27 protein-coding genes are annotated in these 26,851 nt (G+C 69.3%); 5 read left to right on the top strand and 22 right to left on the bottom strand.

All coding sequences use genetic code 11. The annotated features are described in order from the left end of the window. The first annotated feature begins 74 nt into the window (after window positions 1–74). Together KNO15_RS17780 and KNO15_RS17775 are read left to right on the top strand one after the other, a co-directional pair. Window positions 75–572, top strand: coding sequence for a methylated-DNA--[protein]-cysteine S-methyltransferase (locus tag KNO15_RS17780; RefSeq protein WP_241705136.1), 498 nt, complete (start codon window positions 75–77; stop codon window positions 570–572). Beyond that, window positions 569–1,252, top strand: a complete 684-nt coding sequence (locus KNO15_RS17775) for a DNA-3-methyladenine glycosylase I (RefSeq protein WP_241705135.1) — start codon at window positions 569–571, stop codon at window positions 1,250–1,252. Before KNO15_RS17780 ends, KNO15_RS17775 begins: the two co-directional genes overlap by 4 nt. 471 nt (window positions 1,253–1,723) lie before the next feature. Here KNO15_RS17775 and KNO15_RS17770 read toward each other — a convergent pair whose 3' ends face one another. From KNO15_RS17770 to KNO15_RS17710, 13 genes are all read right to left on the bottom strand, one after another. Continuing rightward, window positions 1,724–2,527 (bottom strand): YaaA family protein, encoded by an 804-nt coding sequence (locus tag KNO15_RS17770; RefSeq protein WP_241705134.1) that lies wholly within the window; start codon window positions 2,525–2,527, stop codon window positions 1,724–1,726. Then, window positions 2,528–3,085, bottom strand: coding sequence for an AAA family ATPase (locus KNO15_RS17765; RefSeq protein ID WP_241705133.1), 558 nt, complete (start codon window positions 3,083–3,085; stop codon window positions 2,528–2,530). 1 nt (window position 3,086) lies between these two features. Continuing rightward, window positions 3,087–3,347: a F0F1 ATP synthase subunit epsilon gene (locus KNO15_RS17760; protein ID WP_208042505.1), complete on the bottom strand. Its 261-nt coding sequence runs from the start codon at window positions 3,345–3,347 to the stop codon at window positions 3,087–3,089. A gap of 2 nt (window positions 3,348–3,349) precedes the next feature. Next, on the bottom strand, window positions 3,350–4,813 hold the full coding sequence (gene atpD, locus KNO15_RS17755; protein ID WP_241705132.1) for a F0F1 ATP synthase subunit beta: 1,464 nt from the start codon (window positions 4,811–4,813) through the stop codon (window positions 3,350–3,352). 25 nt (window positions 4,814–4,838) lie between these two features. Further along, window positions 4,839–5,738, bottom strand: coding sequence for a F0F1 ATP synthase subunit gamma (locus tag KNO15_RS17750; RefSeq protein ID WP_241705131.1), 900 nt, complete (start codon window positions 5,736–5,738; stop codon window positions 4,839–4,841). 26 nt (window positions 5,739–5,764) lie between these two features. Beyond that, complete coding sequence (gene atpA, locus KNO15_RS17745) at window positions 5,765–7,402, bottom strand: F0F1 ATP synthase subunit alpha (RefSeq protein WP_241705130.1); 1,638 nt, start codon at window positions 7,400–7,402, stop codon at window positions 5,765–5,767. 33 nt (window positions 7,403–7,435) lie between these two features. After that, window positions 7,436–8,227, bottom strand: coding sequence for a F0F1 ATP synthase subunit delta (locus KNO15_RS17740; RefSeq protein ID WP_241705129.1), 792 nt, complete (start codon window positions 8,225–8,227; stop codon window positions 7,436–7,438). Next, window positions 8,227–8,793 carry a F0F1 ATP synthase subunit B gene (locus KNO15_RS17735; protein ID WP_241705128.1) on the bottom strand — a complete coding sequence of 189 codons (567 nt, stop codon included), beginning with the start codon at window positions 8,791–8,793 and terminating at the stop codon, window positions 8,227–8,229. Before KNO15_RS17735 ends, KNO15_RS17740 begins: the two co-directional genes overlap by 1 nt. A 31-nt stretch (window positions 8,794–8,824) precedes the next feature. Beyond that, window positions 8,825–9,046: an ATP synthase F0 subunit C gene (gene atpE / locus KNO15_RS17730; protein WP_055919180.1), complete on the bottom strand. Its 222-nt coding sequence runs from the start codon at window positions 9,044–9,046 to the stop codon at window positions 8,825–8,827. Window positions 9,047–9,097: 51 nt separating this feature from the next. Next, a complete protein-coding gene (gene atpB, locus KNO15_RS17725; RefSeq protein WP_241705127.1) occupies window positions 9,098–9,895 on the bottom strand; it encodes a F0F1 ATP synthase subunit A in 798 nt (265 codons plus the stop codon). 170 nt (window positions 9,896–10,065) lie between these two features. Continuing rightward, on the bottom strand, window positions 10,066–10,575 hold the full coding sequence (locus KNO15_RS17720; protein WP_241705126.1) for a hypothetical protein: 510 nt from the start codon (window positions 10,573–10,575) through the stop codon (window positions 10,066–10,068). Continuing rightward, window positions 10,572–11,834, bottom strand: coding sequence for an MraY family glycosyltransferase (locus KNO15_RS17715; protein WP_241705125.1), 1,263 nt, complete (start codon window positions 11,832–11,834; stop codon window positions 10,572–10,574). Before KNO15_RS17715 ends, KNO15_RS17720 begins: the two co-directional genes overlap by 4 nt. 3 nt (window positions 11,835–11,837) lie before the next feature. Then, a complete protein-coding gene (locus KNO15_RS17710; protein WP_241705124.1) occupies window positions 11,838–12,659 on the bottom strand; it encodes an L-threonylcarbamoyladenylate synthase in 822 nt (273 codons plus the stop codon). A gap of 78 nt (window positions 12,660–12,737) precedes the next feature. Here KNO15_RS17710 and KNO15_RS17705 point away from each other — a divergent pair, with 78 nt between their 5' ends. Continuing rightward, window positions 12,738–13,370, top strand: coding sequence for an HAD-IA family hydrolase (locus KNO15_RS17705; RefSeq protein ID WP_241705123.1), 633 nt, complete (start codon window positions 12,738–12,740; stop codon window positions 13,368–13,370). Here the strand turns inward: KNO15_RS17705 and KNO15_RS17700 are convergent. The 8 genes from KNO15_RS17700 to KNO15_RS17665 all read right to left on the bottom strand — a co-directional run bounded on the left by KNO15_RS17700 (window position 13,286) and on the right by KNO15_RS17665 (window position 23,817). Then, window positions 13,286–13,888: a hypothetical protein gene (locus KNO15_RS17700; RefSeq protein ID WP_241705122.1), complete on the bottom strand. Its 603-nt coding sequence runs from the start codon at window positions 13,886–13,888 to the stop codon at window positions 13,286–13,288. The genes KNO15_RS17705 and KNO15_RS17700 overlap by 85 nt on opposite strands. A gap of 4 nt (window positions 13,889–13,892) precedes the next feature. After that, window positions 13,893–15,740 (bottom strand): hypothetical protein, encoded by a 1,848-nt coding sequence (locus KNO15_RS17695; protein WP_241705121.1) that lies wholly within the window; start codon window positions 15,738–15,740, stop codon window positions 13,893–13,895. Further along, the gene (locus tag KNO15_RS17690) at window positions 15,737–16,801 is read right to left on the bottom strand and encodes a hypothetical protein (RefSeq protein WP_241705120.1); all 1,065 of its coding nucleotides are present in this window, start codon (window positions 16,799–16,801) and stop codon (window positions 15,737–15,739) included. The genes KNO15_RS17695 and KNO15_RS17690 overlap by 4 nt, the downstream gene beginning before the upstream one ends. Further along, window positions 16,798–16,959 carry a hypothetical protein gene (locus KNO15_RS17685; RefSeq protein WP_241705119.1) on the bottom strand — a complete coding sequence of 54 codons (162 nt, stop codon included), beginning with the start codon at window positions 16,957–16,959 and terminating at the stop codon, window positions 16,798–16,800. Before KNO15_RS17685 ends, KNO15_RS17690 begins: the two co-directional genes overlap by 4 nt. A gap of 167 nt (window positions 16,960–17,126) precedes the next feature. Further along, window positions 17,127–17,423 (bottom strand): WXG100 family type VII secretion target, encoded by a 297-nt coding sequence (locus tag KNO15_RS17680; RefSeq protein ID WP_208042520.1) that lies wholly within the window; start codon window positions 17,421–17,423, stop codon window positions 17,127–17,129. An 82-nt stretch (window positions 17,424–17,505) separates the two neighbouring features. Next, complete coding sequence (locus KNO15_RS17675; protein ID WP_241705118.1) at window positions 17,506–21,957, bottom strand: FtsK/SpoIIIE domain-containing protein; 4,452 nt, start codon at window positions 21,955–21,957, stop codon at window positions 17,506–17,508. A gap of 154 nt (window positions 21,958–22,111) precedes the next feature. Continuing rightward, on the bottom strand, window positions 22,112–22,906 hold the full coding sequence (locus tag KNO15_RS17670; RefSeq protein ID WP_241705117.1) for an ABC transporter permease: 795 nt from the start codon (window positions 22,904–22,906) through the stop codon (window positions 22,112–22,114). Next, window positions 22,903–23,817, bottom strand: a complete 915-nt coding sequence (locus KNO15_RS17665; protein ID WP_241705116.1) for an ATP-binding cassette domain-containing protein — start codon at window positions 23,815–23,817, stop codon at window positions 22,903–22,905. The genes KNO15_RS17670 and KNO15_RS17665 overlap by 4 nt, the downstream gene beginning before the upstream one ends. Before the next feature lie 118 nt (window positions 23,818–23,935). Here KNO15_RS17665 and KNO15_RS17660 point away from each other — a divergent pair, with 118 nt between their 5' ends. Next, on the top strand, window positions 23,936–24,886 hold the full coding sequence (locus KNO15_RS17660; RefSeq protein WP_241705115.1) for a TetR/AcrR family transcriptional regulator: 951 nt from the start codon (window positions 23,936–23,938) through the stop codon (window positions 24,884–24,886). Between the two features lie 83 nt (window positions 24,887–24,969). Here the strand turns inward: KNO15_RS17660 and prmC are convergent, their stop codons facing one another. Then, on the bottom strand, window positions 24,970–25,845 hold the full coding sequence (gene prmC, locus KNO15_RS17655) for a peptide chain release factor N(5)-glutamine methyltransferase (RefSeq protein ID WP_241705114.1): 876 nt from the start codon (window positions 25,843–25,845) through the stop codon (window positions 24,970–24,972). A 62-nt stretch (window positions 25,846–25,907) separates the two neighbouring features. Here prmC and cysK point away from each other — a divergent pair, with 62 nt between their 5' ends. Next, on the top strand, window positions 25,908–26,846 hold the full coding sequence (cysK, locus tag KNO15_RS17650) for a cysteine synthase A (protein ID WP_241705113.1): 939 nt from the start codon (window positions 25,908–25,910) through the stop codon (window positions 26,844–26,846). The last annotated feature ends 5 nt before the right edge of the window (window positions 26,847–26,851 follow it).

Below are 26,851 nucleotides of genomic sequence, written 5' to 3'. Positions count from 1 at the left end.
CACCGCGTGAACGACTTATCCCCCATGTCCGATTTCCGCGAGAGACTGTCGGACGCCCACCCTAGAGTCGACGCATGAGCAGTTCCTTCTCGTACCTCCTCCGCATTCCGAGCCCTGTCGGGCGCATCGAGCTGACCGCCGACGACGCCGCGGTCACGTCGCTCTCGATCGCACGCGACGACGTGCTCCCGCTCGACGATCACCCCGAACGCAGCTCGGCCGTGCTCGACGATGCGGCCGCCCAGCTCGAGGAGTACTTCGCCGGCACCCGGCGCTCTTTCGAGGTCCCCGTCCACCTGGCCGGAACGCCCTTCCGCACGGCGGTGTGGCAACGGCTGTCCGGGCTGGAGTACGGCACCCTCACGACCTATGGAGACCTGGGTCTCGCGATCGGGCGGCCCGGTTACGGTCGTGCCATCGGGGGCGCGGTCGGCGCCAACCCCATCCCCATCATCATCGGGTGCCACCGGGTGCTGTCGTCGACAGGCAAGATCACCGGCTACAGCGGCGGCGAGGGCATCCCCACCAAGCTCTGGCTGCTGGAGCACGAGGGGATCACGCTGGCCGCATGAGCACGACCGATCAGCTCCCCGAGCTCCCATCAGCCACCGCCGCGGCGGCCCAACCCGCGACTCCCGGGGCCACGTCCCCTTCAGCCTCGGCCGTCGAGCCGGCGGCGCGATCCGCCCTCATCGTCGGCGACGACGGAGTGGCCCGCTGTTCCTGGTCGGCGAACGATGCCGAGTATCGCCGCTACCACGACGAGGAGTGGGGCACGCCGCAGCACGATCCGCGCGCGCTGTACGAGAAGCTCTGCCTCGAAGGGTTCCAGGCGGGGCTCTCCTGGATCACCATCCTGAGACGCCGGCCCGCCTTCCGCGAAGACTTCCACGGCTTCGACCCGGTCGCGGTCGCGGCGATGACGGAGGACGATGTGCAGCGCCTGCTGGGCGACGAGCGGATCATCCGGCACCGCGGCAAGATCGAGGCCACCATCTCGAACGCGCGGGCGACGCTCGCTCTCGATGTTCCCCTCGAAGAGCTCATGTGGAGCTTCGCCCCCTCGGGCGAACGCGAGCGGCCGCGCGCCTGGGGCGACATCCCGGCCGTGACACCGGAGTCGACCGCTCTCAGCAAGGAGCTCCGCCGCCGCGGCTACAGGTTCGTCGGCCCGACCACGATGTACGCCCTCATGCAGGCGACCGGCATGGTCGACGACCACTTCGAGGGCTGCTTTCGCGCAGGCGGCTGACGCCGGGCGCCGCAGCGAGCGGTCGGCGACGAACGCGTCCCATCCACGAACGAGCGCCGACGGGGAGGCCGCCGGCGGACGTGCTCATCACCGAACGCTGGCCGAGGTCTCGTGAGAGCGGCCCGGGCCCCACAGGAAAAGGAGTCGGGCCGGCGGTGGAGATCTATGGAACCGTTCTCGCTGGTGACGGCGCGTCCGCTCGTGCCCGACCGCAGGCGGAATCACTGTGCAGCCGCCACACCGGCTCCGGCAACGGGAACGTCAAATGACGCCGCCCGCGATCAACTCGCCGACCCGACTGGCTCATGGGGAGGTCTAGCCGCACCGCGGCGTGCGACCTCGATGGGATGTCCCCTCTCTCTTGCGAGTTGAGTTTATCTCACTTACAGAGCGAACGCCACCGCTGTCCACGGCGCACGGTGCATTCACAGCCGGCTGAGAGTCAGCGCGCTCCCGCCGGATCGGGCGGGCTCAGCGAGTCGCGCGCAGCACCGCGGTGAGCTTGCCCGGCGTCCCGGTCACCTCCGGCACCACCAGATCGAGCTCGCCTTCGCGGTCGCTGGATCGGGTGAGGTCGTAGCCCTCGTCCGCTGCCCAGGCGAGCAGCGCGTCCGTCGACTCGAAGTGCTCCCCGCGCTCGACCACAGCGCGGGTGAACAGGCCCTTGGCCTGTTTGTTGAAGTGGTTCAGAGCCCGCACTGTGCCGCTCTCGTCGCGCGCGAGTACCCGGAGATAGTGCACGCCCTCCCGGACCGGAAGCGGGCCGAGGGAGGCATAGCCCTCCGAACGCAGATCGAGGATGACACCCTGCACCGACGCGAGCTCCTCGGCGCACACGGCGCTCCAACGCTTCTTGAGCGACGGGGACAGTCGCGAGTCGAACGACAGCCGGTAGGCGGGGATGGGGTCGGCGGCACCAACCAGCCCCAGCAGTGCGGACTGCACCGCAACGCTCTCCGCCGCGAAGCGCCACTGCTCTGCCGTGAACGATTCCGCGTCCAGGGCGTCGTAGAGCACTCCCGTGTAGCGCAGGAGCGCCGGCATGGTCGATGCCGACCGCAGCACACGGTTCCGCTCCACCTCGATCGCCGCGTGCTTCGGTCCGAGCTTCAGCGCCCGAGCAGCGGCTTCCGGAGACGCCGTCATCGCGATCGTCTCGTCCACGACGGAGGAACGCGTGGGCGTCAGCGAAGGGAAGCCCAGCGACTCGAAGGCAAGCGGGACGCCCGCTCCCCCGTCACGCTTGGTCTCAGACGGGGGCAGGAGAAGGAGCACTCAGTGCTCCAGGAAGGCGAGCGCAGCGTCGACGTTCTCGCCGAGCGGGCGGGAGGTGTCGAGCGTGACACGGGGAAGCGTCGCGGCCGCGCCCTTCCACTCCGCGTAGTCCTCGATGCTCTGCTCCACCGCGTAGCCGGCGGTCAGGCCGGTACGGTTCGCGAGCCGTTCATTGTGGAGCGCCTCGTCTGCGCAGACCGTCTCGATCACGCGCAGTTTCACCCCGCAACGCTCCGCGAGGTCGCGCCACTGCAGGCGGGCGGGCTCGACCGCGTTCACCGCGTCGACGATCACCGAGTGGCCGCTCACCAGCACCTGCTCGGCCATCCGCTCCGCGACGAGGTAGGCGGCGAGGCCGGTCGGCTGGTCGGCATCGATGCCCGCTTTGAGGATGGCCGCCTCGATCGGGTCGACCGAGATCGCCGTGGCGCCGAGCCGGCCCGCGACGATCTCCGCGATGGTGGACTTGCCCGAACCCGGAAGCCCCGCCGTCACGACGAGGACCGGGACGCGGACGTCACCGAACTGCCGATCGAGCGGGGCTGCCTTGTCGGTCATCTCAGACGAGCTCGGCCTGACGGGCCACGATGGTGACCGTGTTGTTCTCCACCGAGAGGAAGCCGTCGTCGGCCTGGGCCGTGATCGACTCGCCTCCGTTGAGGGTCACCCGCACCTCGCCCTGGGCGAGGATGGCGAGCAGCGGCTCGTGGCCGGGCAGAATACCGATCTGCCCCTCCACGGTCCGCGCGACGACCATGCTCGCCTCGCCCGCCCACACTTCGTGGTCGGCGGCGACGACACTCACGTTGAGAACAGCCATGCTCAGCCGTTCTCCTTCTGGATCTGAGCCCACTTCTCCTCGACGTCGGAGATCGGTCCGACGTTGAAGAACGCCTGCTCGGCGACGTGGTCGAACTCGCCCTTGGCGATCGCGTCGAACGACTCGATGGTGTCCTTCAGCGGAACGGTCGAGCCCTCGACACCGGTGAACTTCTTCGCCATGTAGGTGTTCTGCGAGAGGAACTGCTGGATGCGGCGCGCCCGCGACACGGTGATCTTGTCCTCTTCGGACAGCTCGTCGACACCGAGGATCGCGATGATCTCCTGCAGCTCCTTGTTCTTCTGGAGGATCTGCTTGACGGTGGTGGCCACGCGGTAGTGGTCGGCGCCCAGGTAGCGGGGGTCGAGGATGCGCGAGGTCGACGTCAGCGGGTCGACGGCCGGGTAGAGGCCCTTCGACGCGATCTCACGGGACAGCTCGGTCGTGGCGTCGAGGTGCGCGAACGTGGTCGCCGGCGCCGGGTCGGTGTAGTCGTCGGCCGGCACGTAGATCGCCTGCAGCGAGGTGATCGAGTGGCCACGGGTCGAGGTGATGCGCTCCTGGAGGAGGCCCATCTCGTCGGCGAGGTTGGGCTGGTACCCCACCGCGGACGGCATGCGGCCAAGCAGCGTGGAGACCTCGGAGCCGGCCTGCGTGAAGCGGAAGATGTTGTCGATGAAGAGCAGCACGTCCTGCTTCTGCACGTCGCGGAAGTACTCCGCCATCGTCAGAGCAGAGAGGGCGACGCGCAGACGCGTCCCCGGCGGCTCGTCCATCTGGCCGAAGACGAGGGCGGTCTTGTCGAAGACGCCCGCCTCCTCCATCTCGTGGATGAGGTCGTTGCCCTCACGGGTGCGCTCGCCGACACCGGCGAACACCGACACACCACCGTGGTCCTGCGCGACGCGCTGGATCATCTCCTGGATGAGGACGGTCTTGCCGACGCCCGCGCCGCCGAACAGGCCGATCTTGCCGCCCTGCACGTACGGGGTGAGCAGGTCGATGACCTTGATGCCCGTCTCGAACAGCTGGGTCTTCGACTCGAGCTGGTCGAACGCCGGCGGCTGACGGTGGATCGGCCAGCGCTCGGTGATCTCGATCTTCTCGCCCGGCTCGGCGTTGAGGATCTCGCCGGTCACGTTGAAGACCTTGCCCTTGGTCACGTCGCCGACGGGCACCGAGATCGGGGCGCCGGTGTCGCGCACCTCGCCACCGCGGACCAGGCCGTCGGTGGGCTTGAGGGCGATGGCGCGCACGAGGTCGTCGCCGAGGTGCTGAGCGACCTCGAGCGTGATCTCGGTCGACTGCTCGCCGATGGTGATGGTGGTCTTCAGGGCGTTGTAGATGCCCGGGATCGAGTCGTGCGGGAACTCGATGTCGACGACCGGACCGGTGACGCGGGCGATGCGTCCCACGCCGGCCGGCTGCGCGGTCGAAGCCTGGGCTTCGGCGGTAGCGGTAGTCATGATTCGTTCTCTCTCGTTTGGACGATTATTTTGCCGAGCTCAGCGCGTCCGCGCCGCCCACGATCTCGGAGATCTGCTGGGTGATCTCCGACTGGCGGGCGTTGTTGGCCAGTCGCGTGTAGTCGGTGATGAGCTTGTCGGCGTTGTCGCTCGCGGCCTTCATCGCCTTCTGCGTGGCCGCGTGCTTGGAGGCGGCCGACTGCAGCATCGCGTTGAAGATGCGGCTCTCGATGTAGACCGGCAGGAGCGAGTCGAGCACGGTGTTGACATCCGGCTCGAACTCGTAGAGCGGCAGCACCTGCGTGCGGTCCGGCTCTTCGACGCCCTCGACGACCTCCAGCGGAAGCAGGCGCACGATCTGCGGCTCCTGGGTCAGCATGCTCACGAAGCGGTTGTAGATCACGTGGATCTCGTCGACTCCGCCGTCGGACGAGTCGCGCAGGAAGGACTCGAGGATCGCGTCGGCGATCTCCTTGGCCTGCTCGAACTCGGGGTTGTCCGTGTTGCCGGTCCACACCCGCTCGAACGCGCGGCGACGGAAGCTGAAGTAGCCCTGCGCCTTGCGCCCGATCAGGAAGTAGACGACCTCCTTGCCCTGGCTGCGCAGCAGCTCGGCGAGCTTCTCAGACTCCTTGAGCACGTTCGAGTTGAACGCACCGGCGAGACCGCGGTCGGACGAGAAGATGACGATCGCAGCGCGCTCGATCTTCTCGGGCTCCGTGGTGAGGACGTGCTCGACGTTCGAGTAGGTCGCCACCGCCGACACCGCGCGTGTGATCGCGCGAGCGTACGGCGAGGAGGCGGCCACCCGAGCCTGCGCCTTCTGGATGCGTGAGGCGGAGATCAGCTCCATGGCACGGGTGATCTTCTTGGTCGTCTGGGCAGACCTGATCTTCTGCCGGTAGACCCGAAGCTGTGCTCCCATGTGTCTTCCTCAGTACCTATCCGTGCTCAGCGCTTCGCCTTGACGATGCGCTCCTGGTTGACGTCCTCTTCGGCGCTCGCCTCGAACTCCTCGCGTCCGACCGAGGCGAGCGGCTTGCCCTCGCCGGTCTGGAACTCGAGCTTGAACTTGTCGACCGCCTCGCCGAGCTTCGCCACCGTGTCCTTGTCGAGAACGTTGGTCTCGCGCAGGGTGGTGAGGATGTCGGTGTTGCGGCGCAGGTGGTCGAGCAGCTCGGACTCGAAGCGGAGGACGTCCTCCACCGCGACCTCGTCGAGCTTGCCGTTGGTGCCGGCCCAAATCGAGACGACCTGCTCCTCGACGGGGTACGGCGAGTACTGCGGCTGCTTGAGCAGCTCGGTCAGGCGGGCGCCGCGAGCGAGCTGGCGGCGGCTCGCCGCGTCGAGGTCGGAGGCGAACATCGCGAACGCCTCGAGTGAGCGGTACTGGGCGAGCTCGAGCTTGAGCGTGCCGGACACGCTCTTGATCGACTTGACCTGCGCGTCGCCACCGACGCGGGAGACCGAGATGCCGACGTCGACCGCGGGACGCTGGTTGGCGTTGAAGAGGTCGGACTGCAGGAAGATCTGGCCGTCGGTGATCGAGATCACGTTGGTCGGGATGTACGCAGAGACGTCGTTCGCCTTGGTCTCGATGATCGGCAGACCGGTCATCGACCCGGCGCCCAGCTCGTCGGAGAGCTTGGCGCAACGCTCCAGCAGGCGGGAGTGCAGGTAGAAGACGTCACCCGGGTAGGCCTCACGTCCCGGCGGGCGGCGGAGGAGGAGCGACACGGCGCGGTAGGCCTCGGCCTGCTTCGACAGGTCGTCGAAGATGATCAGGACGTGCTTGCCGCTGTACATCCAGTGCTGGCCGATGGCCGAGCCCGTGTAGGGAGCCAGGTACTTGAAGCCGGCGGGGTCGGAGGCCGGGGCCGCGACGATGGTGGTGTACTCCATCGCGCCGGCGTCCTCGAGCGCGCCCTTCACCGAGGCGATGGTCGAGCCCTTCTGGCCGATGGCGACGTAGATGCAGCGGACCTGCTTGTTGACGTCGCCCGACTCCCAGTTGGCCTTCTGGTTGATGATCGTGTCGATCGCGATGGCCGTCTTGCCGGTCTGGCGGTCGCCGATGATCAGCTGACGCTGGCCGCGGCCGACGGGGATCATGGCGTCGATGGCCTTGATACCCGTCTGCAGCGGCTCGTGCACCGACTTGCGCTGCATGACGCCGGGAGCCTGGAGCTCGAGCTCGCGGCGGCCCTCCGTGGCGATCTCGCCGAGCCCGTCGATCGGGTTGCCGAGCGGGTCGACCACGCGGCCGAGGTAGCCGTCGCCGACCGGGACCGAGAGGACCTCGCCGGTGCGGGTCACCTCCATGCCCTCGACGATCTCGTCGAACTCGCCGAGGACCACGACGCCGACCTCGTTCTCGTCGAGGTTCTGCGCCAGGCCCAGGGTGCCGTCCGCGAAGCGGATGAGCTCGTTGGCCATCACGCCGGGGAGGCCCTCGACGTGCGCGATCCCGTCGGAGGCGTCTAGGACGTGTCCGACCTCGGTGGTCTCTGCCTTGGCCGGCTCGTACTTCGAGACGAAGTCCTTGAGCGCGTCCCGGATCTCATCGGGGCTGATCTGAATGTCTGCCATCGTAATTCCCTGGTTTCTCTGTATAGAGGGCGGTCAGCCCGCCAGCTGAAGTCGAAGTTCGGTGAGGCGCGACGCGACGCTTCCGTCGATCACGTCATCGCCGATCTGCACGCGCAGGCCGCCGAGGATCGACGGGTCGACGACCTCGTTGAGCTTGAGGTCGCCGTACGTGGCGGCGAGGCTCGTGCGCAGTCGCTCGGCCTGCTCGGCCGGGAGCTGAGTGGCCGTGACGACCGTGGCGATCGTCTGGCCGTACTGGGCGGCCACGACGCGCGCGGCGTCGCGCAGCGATTCGCGAACGCTGCGGCCGCGCGGCTGGAGGACCAGCTGGCGCACGATCGCGACGGTCTGCTCAGAGGCCTTGCCCGCGAGCAGCCGCTCGGCCAGCGCGGCCTTCGCCTCGGGGGCCGCGAGCTTGCTGCGGAGCGCGAGCTCGAGCTCGGCGTCGGAGGTCACGGCGCCTCCGAACGCGAAGAGCTCGCCCGGGATGTCCACATTGCGCGGCGACGACGCGGCGATCGACCGGATACCGAGTTCCTCGATGGCCGCCAGGACGTCGTCCTGCCGCGACCAGCGCTCGCTCGACACGACGCTCAGCAGCTCGACCGCGGGCGCGGAGAGCGAGGCGAAGACGCGCCGCACGAGCGCGGTCTTGCCCTCCACCGGAGCCGAGGGGTCGCTGAGGACCGAACGGAGCTGGGCGGAGTCGGCGACGACTCGTCCTGCGGCGAACAGGTCTTCAGCCGTCGCCAGATCGGCCTTGGACCCGAGCCCGGCGAGCGCCGAGACGGATCGGGCCAGTGCTTCTCTGGAGGCGCTTCCCATCAGTTGCTCGACCCTGCCTTCTCGGCCTTCTCGCTGGACTCGAGGTCGGCCAGGAACCGGTCGACGATCGCCTGAGCCTTCTTGTCGTCCGTGAGCACCTCGCCGACCACGCCGGAGGCGAGGTCGATCGCGAGCGAGCCCACCTCGCCGCGGAGCGAGACGAGTGCGCTCTGGCGCTCCGCCTCGATCTGCGCCTGGGCGGCAGCGGTCACGCGTGCGGCCTCGACCGTCGCGTTGTCCTTGGCCTCCGCGACGATCTGCTGACCGTCGGTACGCGCGGTCTCGCGGATCTTGGCCGCCTCGGCACGCGCGTCGGCGAGCTGGGCGGTGTACTCCTCCAGCAGTGCCTCGGCCTTGTGCTGAGCCTCGTCGGCCTTCGCGATGTTGCCTTCGATCGCCTCGGCACGCTGATCCAGGAGCTTCTGCATGCGCGGCAGCGCGTAGATCCAGAAGAAGATCAGGATGACGACGAAGCAGATCAGCGACCCGACGATGTCGTACCACTGCGGGACGAGCGGGTTGATCTTCTCGCCCTCCGTAGCGGCGCGGATCACACCGTTGATCATCGTTCCTCCTTATTGAGAGAGATGAGGAGGATTACTGGAAGATGAAGTAGGTCGCGATACCGATGAAGGCGAGCGCCTCGGTGAACGCGATACCGATCCACATCAGGACCTGAAGACGGCCGGCCAGCTCAGGCTGACGGGCGACGCCCTCGATGGTCTTGCCGACGACGATGCCGACGCCGATGGCCGGGCCGATGGCGGCGAGGCCGTAACCGACGGTGGCGATGTTGCCGTTGATTGCAGCGATGTCCACGTTATGTGTTTCCTTCCGTGATGGCGGTTCGCGCGGTTGCGCGAACCGTAATTAGTGCTCCTCGGCGACTGCGAGCTGAATGTAGACAGCCGTGAGCAGTGCGAAGACGTAGGCCTGGAGGACAGCAACCAGGATCTCGAACAGGGTGAAGACGAAGCCGAAGCCGAGGGCGCCGATGCCGAGCACGATCCAGCCCTGGCCGAGTGCGAAGGTGAAGAACACCGAGGCGCTGAAGAAGAGCACCAGCAGCATGTGGCCGACGATCATGTTCATCATGAGTCGGAGCGTCAGCGTGATCGGTCGCAGGATGAAGGTCGAGATGAACTCGATCGGCGTCACGATGATGTAGATGGCCTTCGGCACGCCGGCGGGGAACAACGCGTTCTTGAAGAACCCGCCGGGGCTCTTCTTGACGCCGGCGTAGATGAAGGTGATGTACGAGACGGCGGCCAGGACGAGCGGTACGCCGATGACGGAGGTTCCCGCGATGTTCAGGAACGGGATGACTCCCGTCAGGTTCATGAACAGCACCATGAAGAAGATGGTGGTGAGGATCGGGAGGAACCGACGGCCGTCCTTGCGGCCGAGCAGGTCTTCTGCGATGTTCACGCGGACGAGGTCAAGGCCCATCTCGACGAGCGACTGGAATCGACCGGGGACGACGCGCATGCGGCGTGTGCCGAGCCAGAAGACCAGGAGGAGTGCGACGACGGCGATGAACCGGACCAGCATGATCCGGTTGACCTCGAAGCCACCGATGGAAAAAATGGCCGGTGGGAAGAACTCATTGATCGACGGGCCGTGGAAGCTTCCATCATCGGAGCTTGCGGCCTGGACCAGCAGGTTCACAGCGTTAGCTAACAGCGCTATCTCCTGTTTCGGGGCGTCGAGCAAATGCTCTCGCGACGACGAACGGTGGACACCCGCGCTCGCGCGCCGGTGGTGCTTCGGGCGCGTACGGGTGGGGGATCACTGACAACTCTACAAGAGTTTTCAACCGGTAACGAATCGGATACGGCTCAGTGCTTCTCCCCCGGCAGCGTGACGTCGCTGACATAGGGAATGCGCGACCGGAAGACCACGATCATGTCGACGACGAGCGACCCGATCACGCCCGCGATGACGCTCAGGAACAACACGACGGGATTGATCCACGGCTGGTCGCGCAGCACGATCGCCAGCACGATGAAGAGCACGAACTTGAGGATCCAGCCGCCGAGCACGATGCCGAAGAAGATGCCGACGTAGAGGTCGGAGCCGATGAAGCGGTTCGCGATCAGGATGCTCAGGGCGGTGATCCCGAGGAAGACTGCGGCGATGAGCGTGCCGATGAGGGCGCTGGTCACTCCCACCCAGCCGGCGAAGATGCCACCGAGCACCATCCCGACGACGGCGATGGCGCCGGCGAGGATCAGCCCGTACTTGAGCGCGTCCTTCAGGACCGGTGTCGAGGTGGGCTGCTGCGGGGCGGGACGTTGCGCGGGCTGGTCCGGCCGCGGGGCGGCCGGGCCGTCCTGAGGGTCGGTCATCGGGTCTCCTTGGTGCTGGTGGGGTCGGTGGGGGTCGATGGAGCCGCCGGGACGCGCACGCTCTCGCTGGCGATGTCGAGCTGGTCGTAGCGGGCCGTCTCCTCGGCCTCCTTGCTCCCGGCGGGTGCGAGTTCGGCCGCCGCTTCGTTCGCCTTCCGCCTACTGAGCGGTGCCAGCGTGATGGCGCTGCAGATCACGAGGCCGATCGCGACGAAGACGATGGCCATCCAGTAGGGGTCGAAGAAGAACAGGAGGCAGCCGATGGAGAGCACGGCGGTCCACGCGTAGAAGATCAGCACGGCGTGGAGGTGCGTGTGACCCATGTCGAGCAGCCGGTGGTGCAGGTGCTTGCGGTCGGCGCTGAACGGCGACTTGCCCGCACGCAGGCGGCGCACCACGGCGAGACCGAAGTCGAGGAGCGGGATGACGAGGATGGCGAACGGGATGGTGACCGGGATGAACGCGGGAACCAGTGACGACCTACCGAGGGTCTGCAGCGCCTCGGGGTTGATCGTCCCGGTGACGGAGATCGCGGAGGTGGCCATCAACAGCCCGATCAGGAGGGCGCCGGCGTCACCCATGAACATCTTCGCCGGGTGCCAGTTGAGCGGCAGGAAGCCGGCGCACGCGCCGACCAGGATCGCCGCGATGACGCCGGCGAGGCTGAAGTAGTTCTGGGGGCTGATCTCGCGCTGCAGCAGGTAGGTGTACACGAGGAACGTGCCGTTGGCGATGAGCGCGACGCCGGCGACGAGGCCGTCGAGGCCGTCGATGAAGTTGATCGCGTTCATGACCAGGACGATGGCGAACAGCGTGATGACGATGCTCATGACCGGGGAGCCGACGGTGAGACCGCCGATCGGGAGCGAGTAGATCTGCACACCGAGCCACGCCACCAGACCTGCTGCGACGAACTGGCCGGCGAGCTTCGTCATCCAGTCGAGATCCCAGAGGTCGTCGGCGACCCCGAGCACGACGATGAGGAGCGAGGCGCCGAGGATCGCGACGATCGGTCCGGCGTCCGAGAAGATCAGGGACAGCACTCCGAACTGGCTCGACAGCAGCCAGGACACCCCGAACGCGACGAGGATGCCGAGGAACATCGCGACGCCGCCGAGTCGCGGCGTCGGCCGGGTGTGCACGTCGCGTTCGCGGATCTTCGGGTACAGCCGGAAGCGCATCGCCAGCCGGTAGACCACCAGCGACATCCCGAACGTGATCACGGCCGAGATGAGAGCGAGTGCGAGGAAGAGGGTCACGGCTCAGGTGTCCGCAGGGGTGTCGACGCCGTCGCGCAGCGCGGGATCGTTCGAGGCCTCGGCTTCGGCCTCGCTCGTGCCGGCGGCGGCGATTCCAGCGCCGTCGATTCCGGTGGCGTCGTCGCTTACCGCGAGGCTCTGTTCGTCGTCCAACGCGTCGCCGACGACCTCGCGCAACTGCTCGGCGGTGATGACGCCATGACGGAGGATGCGCAGTTTGCCCGCACCGGAGGCCAGCGCGGTGGCGTCGACGATCGTCGACGACGAGTCCTTGCCTTCGACGCGCTCGTACGCCGTGCCGGCCTCTCCCCCGTCGAGGTAGACGGCGATCGAGTCCCCGAGCATGGCCTCCGCCTCTGCGGCGGTTCGAGCGGCGGGGCGCCCGGTCAGGTTGGCCGACGACACGGCCAGTGGCCCTGTCTCCGACAGGATCTCGAGGGCGATGCGGTCCTGCGGCATGCGCAGTGCGACCGTTCCGCGGGTCTCGCCGAGATCCCAGACCAGGGACGGCGCAGCGGGCAGGACGATGGTCAGGCCGCCCGGCCAGAAGGCGGCGACGAGGGCCTCCACTTCGGCCGGCACGCTCTCGGCGAGCGCCGCCAGCGTGGGGATGCCGGGGACCAGTACCGGAGGCGGGGACTGCCGCCCGCGTCCCTTCGCGTCGAGGAGCCGCTGCACCGCTGCAGGGCTGAAGGCGTCGGCGGCCACACCGTAGACGGTGTCGGTGGGGATGACGACCAGCTCGCCGCGGCCGATCGCCCCGCGGGCGAGGCGCATGCCGGTGAGCAGTTCGGAGTCGACGGAGCAGTCGTAGATAGGAGCCATGACGGCACCCATGATAGTTGAGCGACTGCAAGGTTCTCTGCGACCGCGCGGGTACGCCACTGGACGATACTGGTCACGATGGACGTCTACTTCTTCGACTGCGACAAGACCCTTTACGACTACGACTTCCACATGCGCCTCCCCCGGCTGGCCGAACTCGGCGGTGTCAGCCAGTACCGGTTGGCGTCGACCTGGTGGGCCGGCGGCCACGAGCGCGCCGCCGAGATCGGCGAGTACGCGACGAGCGAGGAGTACCTGGCCGCGTTCGCCGAGGTGACGGGTGCCCGCCTGACCCTGGCCCAGTGGCAGGACGCCCGCAAGGCCGCGATGACGCCGATCCAGGGGTCGATAGCGGCACTCCACACGGCGGCGACGCTCGGGACGGTGTCCCTGCTGTCGAACAACCCGATCCCGTTCAAGGACTCGCTGCCCGTGCTCACCCCCGAGATCGTCGACGTGCTGCGCGACAACGACCTCGTCTCCGCCGTGCTGGGCGCACGCAAGCCGGAGCGCCGCATCTACACCCGCGCGCTCGGGCGCTTCGGCGTGCAGCCCGGTGACGCCATCCTCTTCGACGACTCGCTCGCCAACGTCGACGGCGCCCGCGAGGCCGGAATGCACGCCCATCACTTCACCCGCAACCCCGACGGCTCCTTCGATACGGACGGGATGCTGGCCGCGATCCACGCGTTCGCAGAGCGCGAGCGCTGAGCCGACCCGCCGTCCTCCCGCGGGCGGATCGCGTCGACCGGTGGTGGCGGAACGGGACCCGGCCACGGGCCGAGTTTGGATTTCACGGGTTCCCTCGACAAGTTGTTGACAAGGAAGAACGGTCTGTCCGAACGCCCCAGGACGGGTGACCAGCTGTTCTCGACGGCGCCAGATGAGATGTCGACAGGTGTTCCGTCAGCCGCCTCGACGAAGACTGCGAGTTCGGTCGGGGCCGTCTCGCCGATCGACCAGAGGGACTTGAGCAGGTATTCCGCCAGCTTCCCGGGGTCGGTGACCATCGCGCCGGTATCCAGATGTACGACAACAGTGGCCGAATCGACGGCTGTGAAGGTGCTGCGCAGCCGCTCGAAGGATGCTTCGGCACGGCCGATGCCGGGGACCGCTTCGATGGCGGATTCCGCTCGGGCGGTAGAACGCCCGTGAAGCTTTTCGGCCGCGCACCCCGACAGCGCGCCGAAGAGCAGCAGGACGACACAGCAGGACATTACGACTCGCACGACTTCACCTCACGCGCTCGGAGTAGAAGTCGTCGACTTCAACCGACCCGCCCCGGGGAATCGGCAACGCACCGACCTCGCGCAGAGCCGAGTCCGCTCCCATGGCGGCGTAGCGCCGGACGTCGTGGACGGATCCCGGCCACATTCCCCCGCCAGCCGTTTCATTCGCCAGGCGGACCCCCCGCCCGCTGACCGTGAGCCAGCCCTCGCGACGCGGATTGTCTCGCCCGTCCAAAGCCGCGACGACGTCTTCGTCCGCTTCCAGCGAGAAGACACGGACGCCTTCACCAACGGCCATCGCACCGATAGGGGCACCTGCCGTGTGGATCTCGGTGATGTTGAATCCCCGCGGATCGGCGGCCACGACGGCCGCCGTGATCCCACCGAGGCTGAATCCGTCAAGCTCGACCGGAGGCGAGTCGGGGCCGGTTGAGATTCCTGCCTGTCGCATCGCCTCATACACGGACTGCGCGAGGGACGCGTCCGAACCTTGCCACATCGAATAGACGTCAGAGGTCACGTCGCCAGGGGAACCATTGGCGAGAGCGGTAGGATCCCAACTCGCTGTCGAGGGGATCTGCACTCGGTAGCTCACCACGTGGCCTTCCTGATCGAAGACCGTGAAGACGCGGATGACGGCGCGCTCGGTTCCGCCGAGATCATCGAGCTGTCCGAGTCCGGCCATCGCGGACGCCCACCCATCGGGGATGATGCGACCGTCGACCAGCCGAAACGCATCTGAATCGATCCCCAACGCCTCGGCGCTGCGCGCTACGCTTCGCTCGAGGTTCCTGGTGTCCACTCCCTCCGCCGGGCGGACCGTCACGTCGCCGTCACGGAAGAAGCCCACCGCGACGCCCGCGGTGACGAGCCCGGCGAGGATGTCGTCGTAGAACGGTCCGGTCGCGCCGAGGATCGCCTGGATGCCGCCCACCGAGCCGGCCAGGGCGTCGTCGAGCGAGAACGTGCGGTCGAAGCCGGCCGCCAGCATCGATCCGTAGCGCACCAGGTCGGACGTGACGAACGGGTTGAGGGCCTCCTCGGCGCCGCCGAAGGCGCTGTTCGCCTCGGCGAAGGCGGCTCCGAGCGAACGCAGTGCCTCCGTGCCGAATCCTCCGGCGACAGCGGCGACAGCTCCCCCGGCGAGAAGAGGTGCAGCCGCGGCGGCGACGCCCAGGTCGGCGATGGCCGCGGCCGAGGCTCCGGACACGCCGAGATCGGCTCGGAGTTGGACCGCGGACGCCGCCGCAGCCTGCTCGGCGAGCGCGCCTGCGAATGTCGCTCCCGCGGGGAGGAGCGCTGCCGCCGCCTCCGCGGACGCACGAAGCGAACCGGCCGCGGCGGCCAGCCAGGCGTCAGCAGCGGCGTACGACGACGCCACGGCGCCGGTGGCCACGGCGAGCGCGCTCGCCCGGACGGCGGTCTGCGCCAACCCCGCCGCGGCCACGCCGATGGCGGCCTCGGCTGCCATTCCGGTGAACGGCGACACGGAGCACGACGCGAGCAGGTCGCCGTCGATCGCGATCCGAGCCGTGCTGGCCGCGAGTTCAGTCGCTTCGCGGCTCAGCGCGGCGATCTCGCTGGTCATGGTCTCGACGTCCTGGAACGAGAGTTGCAGCCGTCCGCCCGCCGCAGCGATCGAGTCGCCGGCATCCGACCGGGCCCGCGTGAGCGCCGTGCCGGCATCCCGGGTCAGCCGCTCGGTCGCCCCGTCAACGCCGTGGACCACCTCCGCGGCGGCGACCGCCCTGTCGGTGAGCGACTGTGCGCCAGCGTCGTGCAGTGGGAGCCGCGCTCCCGACACCGTGACGCCTTCGGCGTCCCCGCCGTCGGTCGTGATCGCCCGGCTCATCGGGCGATCACCCGCAGCAGTGTCGCGGTCAGCCACGTGAGCGATTCCCTGACCTGTTGGTCGCCCGCCTCCGCCACTGTGATGGTCGCCTCGTCCAGCATCAGTTGCTGCGTGAGCGCGTGGAGGCCCGATTGCGGGAGACCGAGTCGCAATCGACGCCAGCCGTGTTCCGATCCGAACCAGTCGTCGCCCGCGATGCACCGGCCGGAGCGGCCGTCGAAGCAGCGGACCCGGAATCCCCGCGTTTGCCTCGAGCGAAATGCCTGGAGCAGGGCTGCCGCCTGCGGATCGACCCACAGATCGTCGGCCACCTCCTCGACGAGCACCGGATCACCGCAACCAGCCGCCTCGACTATGGCACGGGACGCGACCACACCGATGTCTCGCGGTTCGCTGCGCCCCCGGCCGTCGACCCAGGCGGGCACGGCGGCGCGCAGTTCGGCCGCGACCTGTGCGGCGGGGATCAGTGCGACATCGAACGAGGCGGCCGCCTCGGTCGTCGTGGTGGTCGTCGTGGTGGTCGTCGTGGTGCTCGACGTGTCACGCCGACCGATCGATGCCGCAACGACGCCGCAGACGGCGATGCTGCGACGGACGACCTCGCCCGGCGACCAGGTGACGATCTGGACGATCCCCTCGGCGCCGCCCTGCAGGCCGAGTGCCAGGAGCAGTCGGGGATCGGCGGCCCCCGGCGAGACGTCCGGTGCCGCGCCCCGCGACCCCGCTGCGTCGACCGCGAACGACGGTAGCGCCAGGCCGGGAACGCTCCGGACGATTGCCCTGAGCTCCCCTGCCGAGGGCGCGAACCGAACGGCGGCACCGCTCCCCGCGACACCGGCGCCCACCGCCAAGCCGATGCTGCCAGCGACACCACCGCTCGCCGCCATACAGGCGGTGCCCGCCACACCGTCACTCACCGCCGCACCGGCGGTACCCGCTGAACCGGCGGCGCCCGCCACAGCCGCGACGCCCGCCACACCGGCCGCGCCCGCCACAGCGGCCGCGCCCGCCACACCGGCAGCGCTCGCCACACCGGCGCTCACCGCCGTACCGCCGCTCACCGCGACACCGCCGCGACGCCGTCGGTCACGCCCCCGAGCACGGTCTGCCCTGCCGCCGCGATCCGCGCAACCGCGTCGTCGACGGCGCGGACGTGCGCGTCAAGCGCGTCGGCCGCGGCATCGAGAGCTCGCGCGTGGTGAACCAGCTCTCCGACCATCGACCGGACTCTCGAACGGAGCAGTTCCCCTGCCGCTGATGACCAGGCGCACGTCTCGGCTCGAGCGCCCGCCGCGCCGGCCCGCCCGCGGAGCGCCTCGGACGCGGTGCGGAGCGCGGCCGAACGCGCACGGATCCTGCTGGTGTCCCCGTACATCGACGCCCCCGTCAGCGGCCCAGCCGAGCGGCCAGCTGCGCATCGACCTCGCTCAGCGTGTGGGCTGTCGATCGCAGGAACTGGGCGAGATCATCCAATCCGCCCACAGCGTTCTGCGCACCGGTCGTGAACCGCGCGTACGCGTCGGCGAAAGCTCCGGACGATCGGTCGGTCGTGAAACCGGCGGAGACGAGCCCGGCGATCTGACTCTGCAACCGGCTGAGTGTCGCGCCGATCTCCTCCCGCCCGGCATTGAGCCGATCGGCGTTGCCGTTCAACTCCTGGAACGAGACGTTGATGTTGGACATTGTGCTTCCCCCTTGGTCCTCTGCCGTCATCGGCTAGAGATTCAACATATGTCATTTCATGCATGAATAAAATCTTTGCATTTCATGGTTTCGATACTGCGATCTGCAGACGCGTCAGCCTCCCTCCCTCCACCAGATAGCCCCGCCCGACCGGGAACTCCTCCCGTGGCACGCGCGGAAACGGTGTGCGGAACAGTGCCATCCCGTCGGCCTCGTCCGGCCGCAACACCAGCCCAGCGCGTGCCGCTTTGAGCTCCGCGAAGAGCTGCCACGCGGTGGGTGCAGTCACCGGATCGCATTCGGCGATGACGGCCACACCGGCGCGCCGCGCGACCTTGATGAGCCGCGCGGTCTGCGCTTCGACCGGCTCTCCTTCGAAGTCCCCGACCCCTTCGACCACGATCAGGAGGCGGTGGAGCTCGTGTTCCGGCGCGCTCTGGATTCGCGCCGTCAGAGTCGCGACCAGTGCCGAAGCGGCATCGGGCGTCTCGGCGACGCGGATCCAGGCTGCTGCGCCAGCGAGCCCGCCGCGACGGACCGACACCAGGTGGGCCTCGGTCTCAGGATGAGTGCCGACGACGGCCTCGACGATGGTGCGGATCGCCGTTGTCCGCCCGGAGCCGAACGGGCCGGTGACCACGAACAGCCCGCACGGTGGCAGCCCCACCGGTTCGAGCGTCTCGTAGCCGACTCCGATCGCCGGGCGTCCATCTGCCGAAGCAGGGAGGTCGCTGCGCAGGATCCGCTGCTCCAATCGCCGGACCGGCGGCGTCCGCGGCAGCCCGGACTGCCGAGCGCGCCGCGCGAGATCGTCGAGCGCCTCGGCCTGCGCGGACGCCTCCCTGCTGCCCCCGAGAACCGCGAGCTGGACCGCGTCGCCGTCGAATACCCCGCGCCCTGGCGGGGTTCCCACATCCTCGTCGCCTCCGTCGTGCGACGTGGACCTGTCGACATACGGGGACGCGCGATCGGCCGGGCCGAGCGTGATCGCGGCTCCCAGCTTGGCGGCGAGCGCCGTGGGTATCATCCCGCTCCGGCTGCAGGAGACGACGAGGTGCACGCCGACCTGCCGCCCTGTCGACGCGATCGCGACCAACCGATCGAGCGGGCGTCCCGCGTCGCGGAACTCGTTCTCGGCTCGGAAAGCCTCGAGACCGTCGAGCACGAGCACGACGCGGGCGAGCGGCCTCCCGGTCGCGGCACGGTACTCGGCAGCGGTGGACGCCCGGGCGTCGGCCAACAGACTCGACCGGCGCTCGATGAGCCCGAGCAGATCGCCGAGAAGCCGGTCGATACGCTCATGGTCACCACCGGCCACGACCGATCCGACGGTCGGCAGGCCGTCGAGGAGAGCGAGTCCGCCTCCTGCGCAGTCGATCGCGTACAGCTCGATGCGCGCCAGCGGATCAAGGCCCGCAGCAACGGCCGAGACGCACGCGGCCGTCAGGGAGGCGGCGACGGTGCGCAGAGCTGTGCTCAGGCCCGAGCCCCCGCCGCCGAGCACGGCGAGGTGTCCCACGGCGTCGAGGTCGACGGTGACGGGACGCTGCCGCTGGTGCCGCGGCTCGTCGCGGAGCCCGAGCGCGATCACGCCGTCCGGGAGGGTCAGCACTTCCTCCAACCCGACCGATGCCGGAAGAGGCTCGACCCAGGGCCGCCGCGGAACCGCGAGACCAGCTTGATCGGCAGCCGCTGCGATCGTCCGTACGAGACGTGCGAGGTCGCGCTCGTTCTGCGCGCCACCGTCTCGACGACCGCCCGCGCTCTCGTGCCCGTCCGGCGGCTCGGGCCACGGCTCGCGCGCTCCGAACGGCAACGGCTGCACCGTCAGCTCCGGGCGACGCCCCGCGGATGATGTGCGGCCGCCGAGGTAACCCGTCTGGAAGACGTCCCGTCGCCCAGGGCCACGTGCCGCCATCGCGCGGCCCGGTGTCCCGGTGGCGAACCGGGCGGCGTCCGGCACGCCGAGCACGTCCACGCTGTCGGCTTCGTCGGCGACCCGGAGCGCGATGCGCAGGTTCGTGTTCGCCCTCAGATCGTCCTTGACGACTCCCGAGGGCCGCTGAGTCGCGAGCACCAGGTGAAGCCCGAGCGACCGCCCGCGCTGTGCGATGTCGAGCACGCCGTCCAGGAACTCGGGGAGATCCGCCGTCAGCGCGGCGAACTCGTCGACCACGATCACGAGGGCGGGCGGCGCCGCCGGGTCGCCGGCGGCCTCCATCGCGGTCACATCCTTCGCTCCGGCGCTGCTCAGGACGCGTTCGCGACGGGCCACCTCCGCGCGCAGCGAGACCAGCGCGCGGCGTGCGAGCGGCCGGGTCAAGTCGGTGACCAGCCCGACGGTGTGCGGCAGGTCCGCACACTCGGCGAAGGCGGCTCCGCCCTTGTAGTCCACCAGCAGGAAGGTCAGCCGGTCGGGCGCGTACTCCGCGGCCAGTGCCATGATCCAGCTCTGGAGGAACTCGCTCTTGCCGGAGCCGGTCGTGCCGCCGACGAGGGCGTGCGGGCCGTCCGCGCGCAGGTCGAGGGCGAACGGACCGCTCCGCCCCTGGCCCACCACGGCACGGAGCCCTCCCGGGTCGCGCGGTCGACCAGGGACCCATGCCGCTGTGAGGGAGCCCGTCCGCGTCCAGCGGCGCACGATCGCAGCCGGATCCGACGCCACGCTGTCGCCGAAGAGCTCGAACAGCGCGACGCTCCGCGGCAGGTCCGTCTCGTCGCCGGCTGCGGCTTCCGAATCCGAGACGGGTGCGAGCGCCCGCGCCGCCGTCTCCGCGGCGATCGCATCGATCGTCTCCACGGCGCTGAGGTGAACGGTCCGCGACTCTTGGACGAACCCGACGCACGGAGACCTTCCCGCTTCGCCGAGGTCGACGTAACTCCCGCACACCGCTGGAAGCGAATCGACCTCCTCTGCCGTCCAGATCAGCGCGATTCCGGCGCCCGACTCCGCCAGGGCCACCAGACGCGACCGGTGGGCGGGGGCGACCGCGTCGACCACCACGAGAACGGGCACGGGGAGTACCGGTTCTCCCGCATGCGGCACCCCACGGCGCATTCGGGCCGAGACGATCGCCTCCAGAGCCGCGAGCAGCGTCGCCGTGTTCTCCGGATCGCAGGCGAGCGCCGGCGCATGGCCCAGCGGGCTGTGCCGCGAACCCACGTGGGGAAGCCACTTGAGCCAGGTCCACCCCGGCATCGCCCCCTCGCCGACGATGGCGGCGATGGCGAGTTCTGCCGGTGAGTGGAGCCCGGCAGCCTGGACCACGAGGGCTCGTGCCACGCCTTCGGCGAGCGGACCCGTGCCGGCCACACCGATCGCCCGGACCCGGTCGAGCCGTGCTCCCACCGGCGCACCGCGCACATCCCGGAACTCCCGCGCGAGCGCTTTCACCGCCTCCACATCGGCGGGTTCCCCCGCGTCGCGAACCGGCAGCGAGGCCTCCACGCGGCTCGGGAGGTCGCCGACGCCCAACCGGAGGCGCAGAAAGGCGTCCGTTCCGGGCCGCCGGCTCCACAGCAGCGGGGAGCGCAGGCGCATCGCCTCGTCGACGGCCGCGATGGAGGGGGCCTCGAGGAGTCTCGCCCGGACCTCCCGCGCATGGGCCGCCTCCAACTCGCTTCGCGCACCGCGGAGCGCTGCGTCGAAGGCCCGCGACCGCTTCGACCTCCGCGTGCGCCCTCGCAGCCGGCCGTCGATCCAGGAGCCGACGAGCATGACCGGCGACAGCGCAGCGAACACCAGCGACAGCGCCTGCCCGGTCACCGTGAACAGCGTGACACCCAGCAATGCGGGCGCGGCGAGCGCGATCACCGGCAGGCGGGGCGGCTCGTCGGGGACCGGTGGCTCGGGAAGCTCGATGATCGTCGTGACGTCTGCAGGCTCCACCCGCGGTGGACGGATGAAGGCGTCTCCGGATTGCGACGGCCGCCGGGCGCCGGCGAGCCGCACCACGCTCAGCTCTGTTCCCCCGAGACGGACGCGGGTTCCGGCGTCGAGCTCCGCACGTCGCACGAGCAGTCCGTCGACGATGACACCGTTCGCCGAATTGAGATCGGCGACCTCTACGGTCTCGGCCACCGTCACGGTGGCGTGGCGCCGGGAGACCTCCTTGTCGCCGTCGAGGTGCACGGCCGCCGAGGGATCGCGACCGATCAGGTTCACGCCGGACGGGATCCGGAATTCGCGCCCCGCGTCCGGCCCCGACTCCAGCCGGACCAGCGCTGCCGGCTCGTCGTCCCGTTCGTCACCGGCGCGACGAACGCCCAGCGGCACGACTTCGACTCTGTGACCCGATCGCAGACTGGACTCGTGCAGCACCGACGCCGGATCGAGCACGATCCCCTGCGCTGCCCCTGGCGGCTCGACACGAAGCGTGACGCCGCCTGGAGCCAGGCCACCCGCCCCGCTCCCACCACGCGCCCGCCCACCCGCCAACCGGGCCGCCAGGTCCGCGACGGTCACCGAGACGTCGGCCGTGATCAGCAGATCCTCCGGTCCGCTCGCCGCCCTGTGCGTGATCGTGTACTGCATCGCTCCCCCGTGCTGGTCTCGTGAAGCGAACGTAACGTCGCGAGGGCACACAGAAACCGCCGCCGGCGCCTTCTGTGGAGAAGACGCCGGCAGCGGCCGATGTGGAGGAATCAGCAGGCAGGTGCCACGGAGCCGGCAGCCGCAGCGCCCTCCGTCAGCGCCGCCCCGCCTTGCGCCGGAAGAGCCAGGCGGCCCACACGTACGCGCCCACGATGATCACGGCGCACCAGCCGAGCGCCCACCACAAGTCGCTGCCGGGGTCGCGGCCGAACAGGAACGCGCGGATCGTCTCGATGATCGGCGTGATCGGCTGGTTCTGCGCGATCCACTGCAGCCATGTCGGCATGGTGTCCGTGGGGACGAACGCGCTCGACAGGTAGGGCAGGAACAGAAGCGCGAAGCCGTAGCCGCTCGCGGCCGTCGGATTGGCCGCCGCGATGCCGATCGCCGCGAAGAGCCAGGTGATCGCCAGGATGAACAGGGCGACCATCGCCACCGCTCCCACCCACTCGAGCACGTTCGCCGTCGGCCGGAACCCCACCGCGAGGGCGACGCCGATCACGACGCCCGTCGCAAGGAGATTGCGCAGCAGGCTCGCCACGACGTGCCCGGTGATGACGCCGTCGGCGCGCAGTGGCATGGTTCGGAATCGGTCGACGATCCCGTTGCTCATGTCCTCAGCGACGTCGACGGCCGTGCTGGAGGCGCCGAAGCCGGCGCAGAGCAGGATGATGCCCGGCACGACGTAGTCGACGTAGCCGCCACCGGAGTCGATCGCACCCCCGAAGACGAAGGTGAACAGGAGCATCAGCATCACCGGCAGTGCGATCGCCATGGTGAGGGCTTCGACGTTGCGCAGCGAGTGACGCACGCTACGGCCGATGAACACGGCAGCGGACGTGGCGCCGCTCACGCGGCGGGACGGGGTGATGGCGGTGAGCGTGGTCATCGGACGGCCTCCTTCTGGAGCTCGGAATCGGTGTCGGAATCGGCGTGGCTCCCGGTGAGGATCAGGAACGCGTCGTCGAGGCTCGGCTTGCGGATGGCGATGGACGCGCCGGGAACACCTAGAGCGTCGAGCCGGTCGATCGCCGCGCGCAGCCCGTCGACGGTGCCGTCGGTGGGCAGCTCGTGGACGACCTCGTCGGCCGCGTCGCGCAACTCGACGACCTCCCCGCCCACGCGCGCCTTCAGTTCGACCGCCGTGCCTTCTGCGACCACCCGGCCGTGATCGAGCACGGCGATCCGGTCGGCGAGCTGGTCGGCCTCCTCGAGGTACTGCGTCGTGAGGAGGATGGTGGTGCCCCGCGCCGCGAGGTCACGGATGATGGTCCACAGCGCCTGCCTGCTGCGGGTGTCGAGGCCGGTCGTCGGCTCGTCGAGGAAGATGACGGGAGGTGTCGCGACGAGACTGAGCGCCAGGTCGAGGCGACGCCGCATGCCGCCGGAGTACGACCTGACGCGCTTGCGAGCGGCGCCGCGGAGGTCGAAGCGCTCGATCAGGTCTGTGGCGCGCCGGGCGGCGCCGGCCCGATCGAAGCCGGAGAGCCGTGCCATCATGCGCAGGTTCTCTTCGGCCGTCAGGACTTCGTCGACCGCAGCGGACTGCCCGGTGAGGCTGATCGACTCCTTGACACCGTCCGGGTCGTCGACCACATCGTGGCCGCAGACGACCGCTGTGCCGGCGTCGGCCGCGACCAGTGTGCTCAGGATGTTGATGACGGTGGTCTTGCCCGCCCCGTTCGGGCCGAGGAGCGCGAACACGCTCCCCCGCTCGACCTGCAGGTCGACTCCGTCGAGGACGGTCTGCGTGCCGAAGGACTTGCGCAGTCCGGCGACCGCGATCGCTGGTGCTGTCATGGTCCGGTTCCTTTCGAGTTCTGTGTAGGTAGCAAACTGTTTATGGCGCATACGCTTTCGTTTAAGTGATACACAGTTCTAGGATGGGTGTCAACACCGAACCGGAAAGGCGTGCGGAATGGCGGACGAAGTCGAAGAGGTGCTCCCCCGCGCCGTCGCGCTCAGCTGGGGTGTCGCCGAGCGGCCCCAGCGCGGACCGAAGCGCGAGCTCAGCATCGAGCGGATCATCGACACCGCCGTCGCCGTCGCCGATCAGGAGGGTCTCGGCGCGGTCTCCATGAGCCGCATCGCGACGGAGCTCGGCTTCACGACGATGTCGCTCTACCGGTATGTGACGAGCAAGGACGACGTCCTCGCGCTCATGCAGGACGCCGTGTGCGACATTCCGATCCCCGCAGAGGACGACCGCGGGACGGACTGGCGCAGCGGACTCCGCCGCTGGGCCATGGCCAGCATCGAGGTGATCCAGGCGCACCCCTGGTTCCCCGACCTCCCGATCTCGGGCATCCCGCTGATGCCCAACAATCTCGCGGTGCTCGACTGGGGGCTCCGCGAGATGCGCGACCTACCGCTGACGGACGCCGAGAAGATGGGCACGGCCCTGCTGCTGTCGTCATACGCGCGCGCAGCGGGGGTGGTCGAGCGCGACGTGCGCCAGTCGCGGGAGAAGGGCGCGCAGCCGCCGCAGAGCGGAGAGGCGTTCACCGCCGCACTCGCGGAACTCGTCACTCCGGAGCGGTTCCCCGACCTCGCGCCGCTGGTGGCCTCGGGAGGGTACACCGACGGGGAGGACGAGCAGGACGACTTCGCCTTCGGCCTCGAGCGCATCCTCGACGGGATCGAGCGCTACATCACGGCGCGCACCTCCGGCGAGCCGATCGTCGCCGCCGAACCGCGCCCGGAACCGATCCCGCACGACAAGGCGGTGCGGGAGGCCGCCAATCAGCGGCGCGAGGCCGAGAAGGCCCTACGGGAGGCCCGCAAGCGCGAGCGCGAGACGATCGCCCGTGCCCGCGAGCGGATCGCGCGCGACAAGGAGCGCGAGGAGCGCGAGCGCGAGCGCCGCTGACCCGGTGGGCGATTTGCCGCAAATGTTGCGACAGGCGCCCCCTATCGCCGCATTCGGCGCAAATGCTGCAGGACGCAGCGCGCTCAGCGCAGCGCTGTGGTCGCCCGGTCGCGGGTGGTGAGGTCGCGGTGGGTGGCCGCGGCGCGCCAGCCGTCGGCGGTCAGGAGGTCTCGGATCTGTGCGCCCTGCAGTTCCCCGTGCTCGAGCACGAGGGTGCCGCCCGGGCGGAGCAGCCGGCGCGCCACCGACGAGATGACCCGCACGACGTCGAGGCCGTCCTCACCGCCGTAGAGCGCGATGGCCGGGTCGAACAGCCGCACCTCGGGGTCGCGCGGGATGGCGGCATCTGGCACGTACGGAGGGTTCGAGATGACGACGTCGACCGTGGCATCGAGCTCCGGGAACGCTTCGGCGAGATCACCCTGCACCAACTCCACGTTCGTCGCGCCCGACGACTCGACGTTGCGGCGCGTCCACGCGATCGCCTCCGGCGACTTCTCGATGGCGAAGACCCGGGCGTGCGGCACCTCCGTCGCCATCGCCAGGGCGATCGCGCCGCTGCCCGTTCCCAGATCGACGCCGATCGGCGACGGCGACGGCACGGCCCGGAGGGCGTCGATGGCGAACTGCACGACTTGCTCGGTCTCCGGACGCGGGACGAAGACGCCAGGGCCGACCGCCAACTCGAGCGAGCGGAACGGCGCCGTCCCGGTGATGTGCTGCAGCGGCTCCCGCGTGGCCCGGCGCGAAGCGAGCCCGCGGACCCGCGCGATGTCGGACTCCTTCACCGGCGAGGCCATCACCGCCAGCGCCTGAACGCGCCCGCGCCCGACTCCCAGGGCGAACCCGATCAGCAGGTCGGCATCCACCTCGGGATCGGGCACCCCCGCCTGCGCGAGAACCGCGACCGTCTCGTCGCGGAGGGAACGGACGGTGAACGCGGAGGGAGCATCTGACATGGCCCGATGAGCATACCGTCACACAGGGCGCCGGGCCCCCCGCGCGGATTAGAGTGTGAACCATGCCAGCACAGGTCTACGACAACATCACCGAAGCCGTCGGACGCACTCCCCTCGTCAAGCTCAACAGGATCGCCGCCGACGCCGGCGCGACCGTGCTGGCGAAGCTGGAGTTCTACAACCCCGCAGGAAGCGTCAAGGACCGCATCGGCGTCGCCATCATCGACGCCGCGGAGCAGTCCGGCGAGCTGCGCCCCGGCGGCACCATCGTCGAGGGCACCAGTGGCAACACCGGAATCGCGCTCGCGATGGTCGGCGCGGCGCGCGGCTACAAGGTCATCCTCACGATGCCGGAGACCATGTCCAAGGAGCGCCGGGTCCTGCTGCGCGCGTTCGGCGCCGAGATCGTCCTCACCCCCGGCCCCGACGGCATGCGCGGCGCCGTGGAGGCGGCCCAGAAGATCGTCGCAGAGAACGACAACGCCATCTGGGCGCGCCAGTTCGCCAACGAGGCCAACCCGGCCATCCACCGCGCCACCACCGCAGAGGAGATCTGGGAAGACACCGACGGCGACGTCGACATCTTCGTCGCCGGCATCGGCACCGGCGGCACCATCACGGGCGTCGGCCAGGTGCTCAAGGAGCGCAAGCCCGACGTGCAGGTCATCGCGGTCGAGCCGATCGACTCCCCCATCCTCAACGGCGGCAAGCCCGGCCCGCACAAGCTCCAGGGCATCGGTGCCAACTTCGTCCCGGAGATCCTCGACACCAGCGTCTACGACGAAGTCATCGACGTGTCGTTCGACGACTCGATCGCCACCGCCAAGAAGCTCGCCAGCGAGGAGGGCATCCTCGCCGGTATCTCCTCCGGCGCCATCGTGTGGGCGGCGCTCCAGGTCGCGGCCCGACCGGAGAACGCCGGCAAGACGGTCGTGGCCATCGTCGCCGACACCGGAGAGCGGTACATCTCGACAGCCCTCTGGGCGGACCTGCTGGACTGAACCGC

Source organism: Leifsonia shinshuensis, assembly GCF_022606355.1.
Lineage (GTDB): Bacteria > Actinomycetota > Actinomycetes > Actinomycetales > Microbacteriaceae > Leifsonia > Leifsonia shinshuensis_B.
This window is presented reverse-complemented; position numbering and strand designations above follow the sequence as displayed.

Bases quoted from the DNA above. Each gene is read 5' to 3' on its own strand.
- KNO15_RS17710 (WP_241705124.1), bottom strand. From the start codon at position 12,659: ATGGCTCCTATCTACGACTGCTCCGTCGACTCCGAACTGCTCACCGGC.
- KNO15_RS17660 (WP_241705115.1), top strand. From the start codon at position 23,936: ATGGCGGACGAAGTCGAAGAGGTGCTCCCCCGCGCCGTCGCGCTCAGC.
- KNO15_RS17775 (WP_241705135.1), top strand. From the start codon at position 569: ATGAGCACGACCGATCAGCTCCCCGAGCTCCCATCAGCCACCGCCGCG.
- atpA (WP_241705130.1), bottom strand. From the start codon at position 7,402: ATGGCAGACATTCAGATCAGCCCCGATGAGATCCGGGACGCGCTCAAG.
- KNO15_RS17670 (WP_241705117.1), bottom strand. From the start codon at position 22,906: ATGACCACGCTCACCGCCATCACCCCGTCCCGCCGCGTGAGCGGCGCC.
- KNO15_RS17720 (WP_241705126.1), bottom strand. From the start codon at position 10,575: ATGACCGACCCTCAGGACGGCCCGGCCGCCCCGCGGCCGGACCAGCCC.
- KNO15_RS17695 (WP_241705121.1), bottom strand. From the start codon at position 15,740: ATGAGCCGGGCGATCACGACCGACGGCGGGGACGCCGAAGGCGTCACG.
- KNO15_RS17780 (WP_241705136.1), top strand. From the start codon at position 75: ATGAGCAGTTCCTTCTCGTACCTCCTCCGCATTCCGAGCCCTGTCGGG.
- KNO15_RS17705 (WP_241705123.1), top strand. From the start codon at position 12,738: ATGGACGTCTACTTCTTCGACTGCGACAAGACCCTTTACGACTACGAC.
- KNO15_RS17735 (WP_241705128.1), bottom strand. From the start codon at position 8,793: ATGATCAACGGTGTGATCCGCGCCGCTACGGAGGGCGAGAAGATCAAC.
- KNO15_RS17665 (WP_241705116.1), bottom strand. From the start codon at position 23,817: ATGACAGCACCAGCGATCGCGGTCGCCGGACTGCGCAAGTCCTTCGGC.
- prmC (WP_241705114.1), bottom strand. From the start codon at position 25,845: ATGTCAGATGCTCCCTCCGCGTTCACCGTCCGTTCCCTCCGCGACGAG.
- KNO15_RS17765 (WP_241705133.1), bottom strand. From the start codon at position 3,085: ATGACCGACAAGGCAGCCCCGCTCGATCGGCAGTTCGGTGACGTCCGC.
- KNO15_RS17675 (WP_241705118.1), bottom strand. From the start codon at position 21,957: ATGCAGTACACGATCACGCACAGGGCGGCGAGCGGACCGGAGGATCTG.
- KNO15_RS17680 (WP_208042520.1), bottom strand. From the start codon at position 17,423: ATGTCCAACATCAACGTCTCGTTCCAGGAGTTGAACGGCAACGCCGAT.
- KNO15_RS17740 (WP_241705129.1), bottom strand. From the start codon at position 8,227: ATGGGAAGCGCCTCCAGAGAAGCACTGGCCCGATCCGTCTCGGCGCTC.
- KNO15_RS17750 (WP_241705131.1), bottom strand. From the start codon at position 5,738: ATGGGAGCACAGCTTCGGGTCTACCGGCAGAAGATCAGGTCTGCCCAG.
- KNO15_RS17685 (WP_241705119.1), bottom strand. From the start codon at position 16,959: ATGGTCGGAGAGCTGGTTCACCACGCGCGAGCTCTCGATGCCGCGGCC.
- cysK (WP_241705113.1), top strand. From the start codon at position 25,908: ATGCCAGCACAGGTCTACGACAACATCACCGAAGCCGTCGGACGCACT.
- KNO15_RS17760 (WP_208042505.1), bottom strand. From the start codon at position 3,347: ATGGCTGTTCTCAACGTGAGTGTCGTCGCCGCCGACCACGAAGTGTGG.
- atpD (WP_241705132.1), bottom strand. From the start codon at position 4,813: ATGACTACCGCTACCGCCGAAGCCCAGGCTTCGACCGCGCAGCCGGCC.